The sequence below is a fragment of the Synechococcus sp. CC9605 genome (assembly GCF_000012625.1).
Lineage (GTDB): Bacteria > Cyanobacteriota > Cyanobacteriia > PCC-6307 > Cyanobiaceae > Parasynechococcus.
This window is the reverse complement of sequence record NC_007516.1, coordinates 2,370,455-2,382,688: the sequence shown is the minus strand read 5'-3', so window position 1 is coordinate 2,382,688 and position 12,234 is coordinate 2,370,455. Positions and strand designations below refer to the sequence as shown.

General features: G+C 62.8%; 11 protein-coding genes. 6 read left to right on the top strand and 5 right to left on the bottom strand.

Annotation, left to right across the window (positions count from 1 at the left end):
* Positions 1-3: 3 nt before the first annotated feature.
* Genes SYNCC9605_RS12775 through SYNCC9605_RS12765 form a run of 3 tightly spaced genes read right to left on the bottom strand, consistent with a single transcriptional unit; the run spans position 4 to position 3,156 of the window.
* Positions 4-1,992, bottom strand: coding sequence for a 4Fe-4S binding protein (locus tag SYNCC9605_RS12775; RefSeq protein ID WP_011365488.1), 1,989 nt, complete (start codon positions 1,990-1,992; stop codon positions 4-6).
* On the bottom strand, positions 1,970-2,878 hold the full coding sequence (locus SYNCC9605_RS12770) for an oxidoreductase (protein ID WP_011365487.1): 909 nt from the start codon (positions 2,876-2,878) through the stop codon (positions 1,970-1,972). The genes SYNCC9605_RS12775 and SYNCC9605_RS12770 overlap by 23 nt, the downstream gene beginning before the upstream one ends.
* A 20-nt stretch (positions 2,879-2,898) precedes the next feature.
* The gene (locus SYNCC9605_RS12765; protein ID WP_011365486.1) at positions 2,899-3,156 is read right to left on the bottom strand and encodes a hypothetical protein; all 258 of its coding nucleotides are present in this window, start codon (positions 3,154-3,156) and stop codon (positions 2,899-2,901) included.
* A gap of 54 nt (positions 3,157-3,210) precedes the next feature.
* Between SYNCC9605_RS12765 and SYNCC9605_RS12760 the strand changes: the two genes are divergently transcribed.
* Both SYNCC9605_RS12760 and SYNCC9605_RS12755 read left to right on the top strand, forming a co-directional pair.
* Positions 3,211-3,660, top strand: coding sequence for a hypothetical protein (locus SYNCC9605_RS12760; RefSeq protein ID WP_011365485.1), 450 nt, complete (start codon positions 3,211-3,213; stop codon positions 3,658-3,660).
* Complete coding sequence (locus SYNCC9605_RS12755; protein WP_011365484.1) at positions 3,657-4,280, top strand: 2OG-Fe(II) oxygenase; 624 nt, start codon at positions 3,657-3,659, stop codon at positions 4,278-4,280. The genes SYNCC9605_RS12760 and SYNCC9605_RS12755 overlap by 4 nt, the downstream gene beginning before the upstream one ends.
* On the opposite strand, the gene SYNCC9605_RS12750 is transcribed toward SYNCC9605_RS12755, so the two are convergent.
* The gene (locus SYNCC9605_RS12750; RefSeq protein WP_011365483.1) at positions 4,260-5,582 is read right to left on the bottom strand and encodes a mechanosensitive ion channel family protein; all 1,323 of its coding nucleotides are present in this window, start codon (positions 5,580-5,582) and stop codon (positions 4,260-4,262) included. The genes SYNCC9605_RS12755 and SYNCC9605_RS12750 overlap by 21 nt on opposite strands.
* A complete protein-coding gene (locus SYNCC9605_RS12745) occupies positions 5,579-6,829 on the bottom strand; it encodes an extracellular solute-binding protein (protein WP_011365482.1) in 1,251 nt (416 codons plus the stop codon). Before SYNCC9605_RS12745 ends, SYNCC9605_RS12750 begins: the two co-directional genes overlap by 4 nt.
* A gap of 88 nt (positions 6,830-6,917) precedes the next feature.
* Between SYNCC9605_RS12745 and SYNCC9605_RS12740 the strand changes: the two genes are divergently transcribed.
* From SYNCC9605_RS12740 to SYNCC9605_RS12725, 4 genes are read left to right on the top strand one after another with little or no spacing between them, the layout of a single operon-like run.
* The gene (locus SYNCC9605_RS12740; RefSeq protein ID WP_011365481.1) at positions 6,918-9,662 is read left to right on the top strand and encodes a valine--tRNA ligase; all 2,745 of its coding nucleotides are present in this window, start codon (positions 6,918-6,920) and stop codon (positions 9,660-9,662) included.
* 4 nt (positions 9,663-9,666) lie between these two features.
* Entirely contained in the window at positions 9,667-10,641 is a 975-nt protein-coding gene (locus SYNCC9605_RS12735; RefSeq protein ID WP_011365480.1) for an ABC transporter ATP-binding protein, read from the top strand.
* On the top strand, positions 10,641-11,438 hold the full coding sequence (locus SYNCC9605_RS12730; protein WP_011365479.1) for an ABC transporter permease: 798 nt from the start codon (positions 10,641-10,643) through the stop codon (positions 11,436-11,438). The genes SYNCC9605_RS12735 and SYNCC9605_RS12730 overlap by 1 nt, the downstream gene beginning before the upstream one ends.
* Positions 11,438-12,226, top strand: coding sequence for an ABC transporter permease (locus tag SYNCC9605_RS12725; RefSeq protein ID WP_011365478.1), 789 nt, complete (start codon positions 11,438-11,440; stop codon positions 12,224-12,226). The genes SYNCC9605_RS12730 and SYNCC9605_RS12725 overlap by 1 nt, the downstream gene beginning before the upstream one ends.
* The last annotated feature ends 8 nt before the right edge of the window (positions 12,227-12,234 follow it).

The window sequence follows — 12,234 nt, the reverse complement described above, 5'->3', positions numbered from 1 at the left end:
GTTTTAAAGGGCGACCAACCAGCGGCCGCTGAAGCTGACCAGAAGCAGCACCATGCTGCCCATGACCCAGGCCCTGCTGTCGAGATCCAGCAAGCGGCGACTCAAGATTGCTGCTCCAATCCATCCGATCCCCACCACCAAGGTTTGGCAGAAGCCGATCACATGAGGGTCGGCCGACCATTGCGGCCAGCCATGCGGCAAGACGGTGCCCGCTTCGGCCATGCCGATGGGCAGATGGCGTGCCAGCAGCAGGGCCCAGAGCAGTGGCAATCCTGCGTAGAGCCATCGGTGGTTGAGCCACAAGCCAATGGCAGCTGGTAAGGCAAGAGCAAGCACCGCAAAGCTGAGCCGGGCCAGCAGGGGGCCTTCATGCAATGAGGACGGTGCAAGGGGCAGCCAGCCCAGCAGGCGTTGCCAGTGGTGCAGGCAAATGCCTCCGGCCAGCACCAGGATCAGTCCACGCTCGGAGCTGGGCGTGTGCATGTTTGGTTGAAGGTCTGCGGCGGGCGGACGCAAGCGCAGTTGAGGAGATCGATTCGGGCAGGCCTGGACGCAGCTCATGCAGAGCACACAGTTGCGGTTGTCGCTCAGATGGGCGGGGTGGCTCCCTAAGGGACAGCCGTTGGTTTCCAGTCCTTCCCCATCCGCCGCTCCTCCCTTGAAGCAGGCATAGCTGCTACAACTGCCGCTGCAGGTCCCTGACTCAGCCCGCAGTTCCAGGATTGAAAGCTTGGCGAACAGGCCGTTCATGCCACCAACCGGACAGAGATAGCGACACCAGAACCGTTTTTCGAAGAGCAGTGAGCCCACCACAGCGCCTGCTGTGATCAGCAACAACAAGCAGCTGCTCAGCCAGGCGGTGTTCTCCAGGTTCCAGACCTCTTCCCAAAGGAGAATCACGGCAAAACCGGCGGCGAGTACAGGCGCTCCCCAGCGGTCCATGTCCCCATGGGGCCAGCTTTTCTTGCGCCACGGGGTCAGCTTTTGAGCTATCTGTCCCCAGACCATGAAGGGACAGATGGCGCACCAGAGGCGACCCACAAGCGGGTAGCTCAGCAGGATCAACGGCCACCACCAGGCCCAGAACAGATTCAGCATCGGATTGGCTGCGCGGTCCTGCGGGCCAAGCCAGAGCACCAGGTTCACGACCACGAACAGCCAGCTCACCAGCCCGAACAGCAGGCCATCCCAGAGCTTTGGAGCCCGCATCCATCCCCGCAGCTGGGGTTTCCAGCGCCATAAATCGAAGCGGGCTCGTTCTTTTCTTTGCTCTGTCCAGAACATCTCCTCCACCAGCACAGCGGGCGGTAGATCGTGGTTCTGGCGGCGCGCTTGACGCAGGGCCCGATTGACTAGACCTTCCAATTCGCGAAGGTTGTCGGCGAAATCGTGGTTTTGCAGCCGCCGCACCACCGCCTCCGGCAGCGCGGGAGGCTTCACCCAGCCCAGGCCAGGGCTTTGTAGGCGCAATTGATAACGCAGCCAGTCGCCCAGATCCGATCGGCGCACCCGTAGCGGTGGCACGCGAATGACCTGGCTGATGGCGTCGAGGCTCGGCACGCAGCTTTCACTGGTGAAAATCACGCGGCCGCTGAAGCCCGGATGTTCTCCATTGGCCATGGCAGCAAGGCGCTGCTGTAGTTCTGGGTCCAGCTGGTCCACGCTGCTTACCAGCAGGGTGTTCTCACCGATGGCATCCAGGAGAACGTCGGCTTTGGTTTTGAGATCGGTGGCGTCCAGCCGAACCAGCAGCTTGCGGCGCTGGTTGGAGCCGAAGTGCACCAGCGCCGCCAGGTTGTTCTTGCCCAGACCCGGCTCGCCTCGAATCATCAGGGTCCGATTGTTCGGGTCTTCCGCAGCATTGATCAGGTCCTGACGTAGCCGCTGTGCATAACGGCTGGCCCCCACCACGCCCCGGTGGGGGCGGCCCGTTGCGTACGGACTCAACAACAAGAGAGACGCTGATGGGTCAAGCACTGAGCAGCTCTTCACTAAGGCTCCAGAGCCGCTGCCGTTCGGCGGGTTGGCTCGCTGCTGGTGCAACACGGCAGAGCGCCGGTGCACCCCGCAAGCCGCCGAACTGCTCAGGGCCGTAGTGCTCGCCACCCTGCGCCGTCGCCGCTGTGGCGGCATGCAGTTGCGGCAGGGCACCCATGCCGGCGCTTTGAAACAGGGGATCCATCAGCCGGTAGGCCAAGGCCTCGAAGCGGTTGCCGACGTTGGCGATCGCGGTGGGTTGCAGTTCCGTGCGCGCGATGCCGGGATGGGCGGCCAGGGAGCGGATGGGGCTGCCCTTCTTGTGCAGGCGTGCATCCAGCTCAAGGGCAAACATCACGTTGGCGAGTTTGCTTTGGCCGTAGGCCCCATAGCGGTCGTAGCCCTTGCTCCAACTGGGGTCGTCCCAGCGGATCTTGCCGAAGTACTGCGCCCCGGAGGTCACCGTCACCACGCGGGGATCGGGCCGGTTTTGCATCAGCGGCAGGAGGGCCTGGGTTAGGGCCATGTGCCCCAGGTGATTCACACCGAACTGCAGTTCATGCCCCTGGGCGGTGGTGCGCCGCGGCGGTGCCATCACGCCAGCGTTGTTGATCAGCAGATCAAGGCAGCCGTAGCGTTCGCCAACGGTGGCCGCCGCTCGTTCCACGCTGGTCATGTCCGCCAGATCCAGGTCCACCAGATCCACCGCACCACCGTCGCGCTCCTGCAGCAATTCCTGCTTGGCCAGCTCGGCTTTGCGGGGGCTGCGGCACGCCAGCACCACCGTGGCCCCGCAGCGTTTCAAAGCCCGTGCGGTTTCCAGGCCCAGACCACTGTTGGCTCCAGTGATCAGGGCAATGCGCCCCTGCTGGTTTGGGATGTCAGCTGCGGACCAACCCATCGCGTCACCTGAGCCTGGGCTCAGTCCTCCGGGAATAGCAGCTCAGCCAGTTCATCGGCGTCCACGTCGTAGACGCGGGCCAGGCTGGTTTCGATGGCGCTGGTCACCTCGCCGGGCAGGAAGCGCATTGAGTTGAGGGCGTCCTCGGCGATGTCATCGGTGAGCAGCTTGTCGTCGCTGTCCAGCTTTTCGTCGTTGATCACCGCCATCACCCAGCTCTGGTAGGCGTAGACCAGATCGGAGAACTCGAGTTCGGGATCGTTCAGGTCCAGGGCCATGGTGCGAATAGCCAGTCTCCCCAGTCTGACCTTTCGCAGGAGAGGATGAACAGCATGGATTCCGCTGATGCCACTGGCCTGCAGGCCACGCTGTTTGATTTTTCAATCGCTGAGCTGGTGCGGCAGCACCGGGAGAGCTTTCAACCCCTGTGGACGGCGGAAAGTTGGGTGAAGCTGCTGATCTGGTTGTCGTTGAACTGCGGCAGCTCCGGGGATGAAGCTGGCATGGCCCGTTTCGTCGAGGCGCTTGGTCCAAGTCTCACCACCCGGATGCGGCGGGTGTTCTTTGAGCGGGAGCTGGAAGCTCTCGATCTGCAGGTGATGGCCGATCCGGCTGAGCAGCAGGTGCTGGTGCTGCCGATGGGCCCGGGTGTTCCCCTCGATCTGGAGCGCGCTGCCACGGTGATTGAGCAGGTGCAGTTGCAGGGCCATGTGGCTGACCGGTCGCGCTGGCAGCAGCTCGATGCTGTGGTGGCGATTCCTCGCTTGGAGGCTGCGACATGAACCTGATCGGGCGCTACAGCAATCCCGGTTACGCCTCGGTGGCCGATGCGGTGCGTGAGTTCTTCGAGCGCCGGGTGGATTTGCAGCGGCCTGGCGTGGCCTTCGGCCCCGAGGGTGAGGGGGAACCGGCGAAGCAGAGCACCGACATCAGCCTGGTGGCAATTGATCGCTCGGAACCCGAATCCTTCGCCCTCTCGCAACTGATTCTTCGCGGGGTGACGGCCGGCTTGGAGCGCTATCTGCAGGAGCGGCCGCTTTTCCATCAGTGCTGCCCGCAGCAAAGCCTGTTCGTGAATCCGATCTTCAACCTCCAGCACTACGCCCCGGGGGAAGGATTCAAGCGATGGCACTGCGATTGGACCATCAGCGATGAGGCCACCGAACCGGTGCACCGGGTGCTGGCCTGGATTCTTTATTGCAACGACGTGGATGAGGCCGGCACCGAGTTCCATTGGCAGGACCACCACGAACCGGCGGAGCGGGGCAAGTTGGTGATTTTTCCGGCTAGTCCGTCCCACATTCACCGCGGACGGGTGAACGAGAGTGCCAGCAAGTTGATCGCCACCGGTTGGATCAACGCTGGACGCCAGGAGGATTACCTAAGGCGACTCGCCAGCTGAGTCGTTGGCTGGATCGCTGTTTGCTTCGGGCTGGAGCTGATTGATGGGGCTACCGAGCCGGTGGGTTTGCTCCTTGGAGGGCGGCCATTCCATTGGATACACCTGCCGCTGCGGGAAGGGGATGCCGATGCCGTTCTTGTCGAACGACGTCCAGATGGCTTGCCGCAGATCGCTGCCCACAGCAAAGGCTTCCAGGGGATTGCGTACCCAGAAGAGCAGCTTGTAATTGATCGACGAATCGGCGAAATCCACCGTGAACGCCTGCGGTGGTGGGTACTCCAGCACCTTCTTGTGCTGACGGGCGACCTCCTCCAGGACCCCGATCACCTGACTGGGTTCATGGTGATAAGCCGCCCCCACCACTACCTCATCGCGACGTGAGGTTTCCTCCGCGGTGTACGACTCCGCCTCCTGGGTGAAGAAGTTCTGGTTGGGAATCAGCAGTTCCGCTCCATCGCGGCCGCGGCGCAACTGGGTGGCCCGTAATCCCAGCTTGCGCACGGTGCAGGGGTCGCCGTTGATCATCAGGATCTCGCCAGGGCGCACCGATCCTTCGAACAACAGCCAGAGGCTGCTGATGAAGTTAGAGATGATCTCCTTGATGCCGAAGCCAATGCCCACCGAGAGGCCCCCGGCCACGGCCACCAGGGCGGTGCCATTGATGCCGATGTAGTACGCCACCCCCATCACGCCGACGCCGATCACCGAGTAACGAAGTATGACTTCCATTGCCTTGCGGCCCTGGGGCTTGATGCCGAAGAAGCTGCCCCCCAGCCAGGCGGCGAAGGCCGCAGGCCGGCTGGCCAGGGCAATGACCAGGTAAACGATCACCAGGGCGGTGAACAATTTGCCGATGGTGAGTGTTACCCCGAACACGTCACCAAGGGAAATCAGCGATAACGATTCCCTGCTCCCGAGCATCTGGAAGAAGGTGAGGATCGACATCACCAGCAACACCGGTCGGAAGAACGATTTATCGATCTCTTCCACAGGCACTTTGGGGAAGCGGCCGAGGATTAGCTGCTTGGTGGGTTCCACGCAGCGCCACAGCACCCAGAGCAGCGCCAGGTACTGCAGAAAGCCTGCTGTGATGCCGGCCAGGGTCAACACGCTGGCGCTGATGAGGAGCGCCGCCGGCACGATCAGATGGGTCAGGCTGGCGATCAGGGGGCTGTTGAGTTTGCGCTTGACCAGGGATTCGCTGCTGATGGCGGCAACGAATAGTCCCACCTGAATGAGCACGGAACCGCGTTGCAGGTAGCCAAGCCAGGTCGTGGTCTCGGAGCTGACTTCGGTGATCATGAGTCGCTCTCCCGCAAACTCTTGAGGATTTTTTGAGTTGATTGCTCAGGGGAGTTGACGTCGTAGATGGTGTCAAACAGAGCATCGGAGATGGCCTCATAGCGCTCTGGATCGCGGAACACGCGCGCTTTTGCTTGCCCTTTGGCGGCGTTTTCCTGCAGCGATTGTTGTGCGTACGTCATCAGGGCTTCAGTCCCCCCTGGGATTTTTGCGGCAACAATTTTTGCGGCTTTCCGATTCACTGGCAGTGAATTGCGTCCGGCAAGGGCATAGGTCTTTTGCGCCCAGGGTTTGGTGATGAAGTCGATCATCACCAGAGCTTTTTCCCGCTGCTTGCGGCTGGAGTTGCGACCCAGGGACCACACCTGAAGTTTGGTGGCGGCTTTGAGCTTGGTGGACGGTCCTTTTGGGAGCGGAGCTAGGGCAAGCTTCTCGCCCATGGTTTCTCTTAATTCCCGTAGGCTCCCGCTCCAGCAGGTGATCCAATCCAGATCTCCAGCCACCAAGGCTTGGCGAAGACTGCGCTGATCATTGAGGAAACGGATGTTTTGCTGATAACTCGCGTGCTCCAGCCAGTGCAACCACTTGGTCACGTTGGCTTGGCGATTGGTATCTGGTGGGAGCTTCGAGAGGGCGGCTTCCATCGCTTCAGCAGCATCAAATGCTTCTGCGCTCCAGAACAGATCTTTCAGTTGAAGGGCCATGCCGAAGTTGTTGTCTTCGCTCTCTTGTTGCATCTCCTGTAGAGTCTGGGGAGGAGAGCTCAATCGCTCCTTGTTGAAGCAGGCCAGTTGGACGAATTGGTTCACTGGACGACCCACCAGTTGCCCGTCGTCGGCAGTAACTAGGTCGAATAAATAATCAGGTGTGTCGGCGCGATCTTCAAGTGAAAGTTCAAGCGGATCCACCAACTTGCGTTTGTACAGATCGAGGGCTGTTTCGCTATCGGTGATCAGCAGATCCGGGCCAAAGCCGCTGCGGGTTTGATCTTCAATCTCATCTACAAAATTTTTCTGCGAGGACAGCGTCAGTCGCGGGAGGATGTGGGGGTCCACGCTTTTGATGTGATCGATAGCGTCTTCGGTGACCTCCCGCAGACGCTCGTAGTCCTTGCTGGAGATGGTGTCCGAATTATTAGTTGTGCGAACCACCTTCACCACAGTCGGTGGAAGCCAGCTGCTGCAGCCTGCGCAGAAGCCGGTCAGCGCAATCCCAAGGGCCAGATGCTCGATCCGGATTGCGCCCATGCCATCAAATCATTGGGCTGATGGTAGTGAGATTGGCCTCAGTGGACAGGGCTTTGCGAGCATGGCCGGCTGAACCGCTGATCTATCCGTGCCCGAACTGGCCAAGACCTACGACCCGGCTGGCACGGAGGCCCGCTGGCAGCAGGCCTGGGAGGACCAGGGAGCGTTTCATCCCGACCCGAAGGCCCCCGGTGAACCGTTCTCCGTGGTGATTCCGCCGCCGAATGTGACCGGTAGCCTCCACATGGGCCATGCCTTCAACACAGCTCTGATCGACACGATCGTGCGCTACCAGCGCCTTGCGGGTAAGAACGTGCTCTGCCTGCCTGGCACCGACCACGCTTCGATCGCGGTGCAGACGATCCTTGAGAAGCAGCTGAAGGAGGAGGGGAAGACCCGCCACGACCTTGGCCGTGAGGCGTTCCTGGAGCGGGCCTGGCAGTGGAAGGCCGAAAGCGGTGGCAGGATCGTGGGCCAGCTGCGGCGCCTGGGCTATTCCGTGGATTGGAAGCGCCAGCGCTTCACCCTGGATGAGGGCCTGAGTGAGGCGGTGAAGGAGGCCTTCGTGCGCCTGCACGAGCAGGGGCTGATCTACCGCGGTGAGTACCTGGTGAACTGGTGCCCCGCCTCCGGTTCGGCGGTGAGCGATCTGGAGGTGGAGATGAAAGAGGTGGACGGCCACCTCTGGCATTTCCGTTATCCACTCAGCAGCGGCGACGGCCACCTGGAGGTGGCCACCACCCGACCCGAAACGATGTTGGGTGACACGGCTGTGGCGGTGAATCCCACCGACGAGCGCTACGCCCACCTGGTGGGCCAGACCCTCACACTGCCATTCGTGGGCCGTGAGATTCCGATCGTGGCCGACGATCACGTGGAGAAGGAGTTCGGCACCGGCTGCGTCAAGGTGACGCCGGCCCACGACCCCAATGATTTCGCCATTGGCCAGCGCCACGGTCTGCCCCAGATCACGGTGATGCGCAAGAACGGCACCATGAACAAAGAGGCCGGCCAGTTTGAGGGGCTGGATCGCTTTGAGGCCCGCAAGGCCGTGGTGGCTGGCCTGGAGGAGCTGGGCCTGCTGGTGAAGGTGGAGGACTACCGCCACAGCGTTCCCTATTCCGATCGCGGCAAGGTGCCGGTGGAGCCGCTGCTCTCCACCCAGTGGTTTGTCAAAACTGAGCCCCTGGCGGCCCGCTGCCGTGAGGCCCTCGAGAAGCAGGATCCCCGCTTCATCCCCGAGCGCTGGGAGAAGGTCTACCGCGACTGGCTCACCGACATCCGCGACTGGTGCATCAGCCGCCAGCTCTGGTGGGGCCATCGCATCCCAGCCTGGTTCGTGATCAGCGAGACCGGCGGCAAGTACACCGACACCACACCTTATGTAGTGGCCCGCAACGAAGCCGAAGCCCTGGAGAAAGCCAAGGCGGCGTTCGGCGCGGCGGCGGAGATCGAGCAGGACGAAGACGTGCTCGACACTTGGTTCTCCAGCGGCCTCTGGCCCTTCTCCACCCTGGGTTGGCCCGATGCTGACAGCGCCGACCTGCAGCGCTGGTACCCCACCAGCACCCTGGTGACGGGCTTCGACATCATCTTTTTCTGGGTGGCCCGGATGACGATGATGGCCGGCGCCTTTACTGGCGAGATGCCTTTCCAGGACGTCTACATCCACGGCCTGGTGCGGGATGAGCAGAACCGCAAGATGAGCAAAAGTGCCGGAAACGGCATCGATCCGCTGCTGCTGATCGACCGCTACGGCACCGATGCCCTGCGTTTCGCCCTAGTGCGGGAGGTGGCCGGTGCAGGTCAGGACATCCGCCTCGATTACGACCGCAAGAAGGACACCTCCGCCACGGTGGAGGCCTCGCGCAACTTCGCCAACAAACTCTGGAACGCCACCCGCTTCGCCTTGATGAACCTGGGCGGCGAAACGCCGGCCCAACTCGGGGATCCCGATCCCGCAGCCCTGCAGCTGGCGGACCGCTGGATCCTCTCCCGTCTGGCCCGGGTGAGTCGGGAGACGGCCGAGCGCTACAGCAGCTACGGCCTGGGTGAAGCGGCTAAGGGCCTCTATGAGTTCGCCTGGAACGACGTCTGCGACTGGTATCTGGAGCTGAGCAAGCGCCGGCTCAATCCCGGTGAGAACCCTTCAGCTGAGGCCCTGGCTGATCAGCGGGTGGCCAAGCAGGTGCTGGCCAAGGTGATCAGCCAGATGCATCTAATGCTGCACCCGTTGATGCCCCACCTCACCGAGGAGCTCTGGCACAGCGTTACCGGTGAGCCGGAGACCACGTTCCTGGCCCTGCAGCCTTGGCCGGCTGTGGATGAAGCGGCCCTCAACGATGACCTTGAAGCCTCCTTCGCTGAACTCATCGGCGCCATTCGTGTGGTGCGCAACCTGCGTGCGGTGGCGGGACTCAAGCCTTCTCAGTCAGTACCGGTGCGCTTTGTCACCGGCCGCGGCGAGCTGGCGGCTGTGCTCACCAAGGGCACGGCCGACATCACGGCGTTGACTCGGGCCGAGTCGGTGGCGGTGATGGCGCCGGAGGAAGCTGATGCGGCTCCGGTGACCAAGGCCCTGGCGGGGGTGAGCGGTGAGCTGCAGGTGCTGCTGCCAATCGAAGGCCTTGTGGATCTCGATGCGCTCAAGGGGCGCCTGGAGAAAGACATCGCCAAGGCCGAGAAGGAGATCAAGGGCCTGGTGGGCCGGCTGGGCAACCCCAACTTCGCCGACAAGGCCCCGCCGGAAGTGGTGGCGGAATGCCAGGCCAACCTCGACGAGAAGCAGGCCCAGGCCGATCTGGCGCGCAAGCGCCTGGCGGATCTGAGCTGATTCGGTGATTCAGGTTGAGGGGCTGAGCAAGATCTACCGGGTTGCCGAGAAGCAGCCCGGGCTGGCCGGCACCCTGCGCCATTTCATCCGCCGCCGCACCCGGGACGTCACCGCGGTGCAGGACGTCTCCTTCCGGATTGAGCCCGGGGAGATGGTGGGCTTTCTCGGTGCCAACGGTGCCGGCAAAACCACCACCTTGAAGATGCTCTGTGGCTTGATCCACCCCAGCGCCGGCGAGGTGCAGGTGGCGGGGCACCGCCCCCAGCGCCGTCAGGCAGAGTTTTTACGCCGGATCACCCTGGTGATGGGGCAGAAGCAGCAGCTGCTCTGGGACCTGCCGCCGATGGATTCACTGCGGGTGAATGCGGCGGTCTACGGCATTCCTGATGCTGTGGCCCGGCGGCGGATCAACGCGCTGGCCGATCTGCTGGAGCTGGGGGAGGAACTCACCCGGCCGGTGCGCAAGCTTTCCCTGGGCCAGCGGATGAAGGCCGAACTCTTGGCGGCGCTGCTGCACGAGCCGGAGGTGTTGTTCCTCGATGAACCGACCCTGGGGCTGGATGTGAATGCCCAGGCCCGGGTGCGGCAGTTTTTGGCGGAGTACAACCGCCGCACGGGGGCAACGGTGCTGCTCACCAGCCACTACATGGCTGACATCACGGCGTTGTGTCCCCGGGTGCTGCTGATCCACCAGGGGCGGTTGTTCCACGACGGTCCCCTCGAGGCGCTGGCTGATCAATTGGCACCCGAGCGGGAGGTGCGGCTTGAGTTGGAGACGCCTGTAGCAGCGGATGCCCTGGCGGGGTTGGGGCGTCTGGAGCAGTTGGAGGGATGTGATGTGCGGCTGTTGGTGCCTCGCGACCAGCTCACCGCCGTTGTGGCGCAGCTGCTGGATCGCTTCCCTGTGCGTGATCTGGATGTGACCGATCCACCGATCGAGGAGCTGATCGGTGGGCTGTTCCGGCAGGGGCGGGTCTGATGCGGATCTTTGGGCTGAACCGGCGGATCATCCGGGTTTTGCTGGGCTCCCAGTACGCCCACATGCTCGAGTACCGCGCCGAGATCGCCCTCTGGGCTTTGTCCGGTGTGTTGCCGTTCATCATGCTCAGCGTCTGGAGCGGCAGTGACGCGCGCTCGGGGTTGGGGCTGGATGGCGTGGCCCTGGATCGCTATTTCCTCAGCGCCTTTTTGGTGCGCCAGTTTTCGGTGGTGTGGGTGGTCTATGCCTTCGAGGAAGACGCCCTGCTGGGTCGGCTCTCTCCTTACCTGCTGCAACCGCTGCATCCGCTTTGGCGTTACGTGGCGGCCCACCTCGGTGAGCAGCTCACCCGTCTGCCCTTTGCGGCTCTGATTGCAGCGGTGTTTTTTGCGGTGCGGCCCCAGGCCATCTGGTTGCCGTCGTTGGGTGGCTTCCTGCTGGCCTGGCTGGCCACTTGGATGGCCTTCGCCATTGCTTTCCTGTTCCAGAGTTTGATTGCGGCCTTCTGCTTCTGGAGTGAAAAGGCCAGTGCCCTGGAGCGGCTCCAGTTCATTCCATTCCTGTTTCTTTCCGGTTTGTTGGCACCGCTAACGGCCTTTCCGCCGGTGGTGCGGGCCTTGGCCCAGTGGACGCCCTTCCCCTACCTGATCGACTTCCCGGCCCGGGTGCTGGCGGGTCAGCCGGTGGATTTGTTGGCGGGCTTCGGGGCGCAACTGGCCTGGATCGCTCTGCTGTTGCCGCTGGTGCTGCTGCTATGGCGGGCCGGCGTGCGGCGCTACAGCGCCATGGGGGCCTGATGGGGCGCTACTGGCAAACCCTGAGCCGCTTCTGGGGCACGGCTGTGGCCGTGCAGCTGGAGTATCAGGCCAACGTGCTGATCGAGCTGCTGGCGGTGGCGATGAGCCTCAGCGGCAGCCTGTTCCTGCTCTCGTTGTTCTACGGCCCTGATCAGACTTTGGGGGGCTGGAACTGGGCCCAGGCCCTGATGGTTCAGGGGCTTTACACGGTGTTCGATGGCATGGCCACCACCTGGTTGCGCCCCAACCTCGGGGCGATCGTCACCCATGTGCGCGAGGGCACCTTGGATTTCGTGCTGCTCAAGCCGATCGACAGCCAGTTCTGGTTGTCGCTGCGCACGCTGTCGCCGGCGGGGCTGCCGGAGATCGGCCTGGGGCTTGGGCTTCTGGCCTGGGGCAGCCATCAGGCCGGTGTGGTGTTCAGCCTGTCCTCTCTTTTCACCGTGTTGGTGATGCTGCTGGCCGGTGGCTTGATTCTTTATTCGCTCTGGTTCCTGATTGCTGCCACCAGCATCTGGTTCGTCAAAACCTGGAATGCCACTGAGGTGTTGCGGGCCCTACTGGCCTCCGGCCGTTATCCCCTCAACGCCTATCCGCCGGCCCTGCGCCTGTTGTTCACCCTGGTGCTGCCAGTGGCGTTTCTCACAACGGTTCCGGCTCAGGTGCTGTTGGGTGAGGCTGCCGCACCAATGCTATTTGCGGGCTTGGCTCTGGCGGCTTTGTTTTTTGCCGCGGCGCGGGCCTTCTGGCTCTTTGCCCTGCGCTTTTACACCTCAGCATCGAGTTAGTGCAATGC

What these genes read in the sequence shown, in the direction of transcription:
- SYNCC9605_RS12770 (WP_011365487.1), bottom strand. Translation starts at nt 2,878, where the DNA reads ATGGGTTGGTCCGCAGCTGACATCCCAAACCAGCAGGGGCGCATTGCC.
- SYNCC9605_RS12765 (WP_011365486.1), bottom strand. Translation starts at nt 3,156, where the DNA reads ATGGCCCTGGACCTGAACGATCCCGAACTCGAGTTCTCCGATCTGGTC.
- SYNCC9605_RS12760 (WP_011365485.1), top strand. Translation starts at nt 3,211, where the DNA reads ATGGATTCCGCTGATGCCACTGGCCTGCAGGCCACGCTGTTTGATTTT.
- SYNCC9605_RS12755 (WP_011365484.1), top strand. Translation starts at nt 3,657, where the DNA reads ATGAACCTGATCGGGCGCTACAGCAATCCCGGTTACGCCTCGGTGGCC.
- SYNCC9605_RS12750 (WP_011365483.1), bottom strand. Translation starts at nt 5,582, where the DNA reads ATGATCACCGAAGTCAGCTCCGAGACCACGACCTGGCTTGGCTACCTG.
- SYNCC9605_RS12745 (WP_011365482.1), bottom strand. Translation starts at nt 6,829, where the DNA reads ATGGGCGCAATCCGGATCGAGCATCTGGCCCTTGGGATTGCGCTGACC.
- SYNCC9605_RS12730 (WP_011365479.1), top strand. Translation starts at nt 10,641, where the DNA reads ATGCGGATCTTTGGGCTGAACCGGCGGATCATCCGGGTTTTGCTGGGC.
- SYNCC9605_RS12725 (WP_011365478.1), top strand. Translation starts at nt 11,438, where the DNA reads ATGGGGCGCTACTGGCAAACCCTGAGCCGCTTCTGGGGCACGGCTGTG.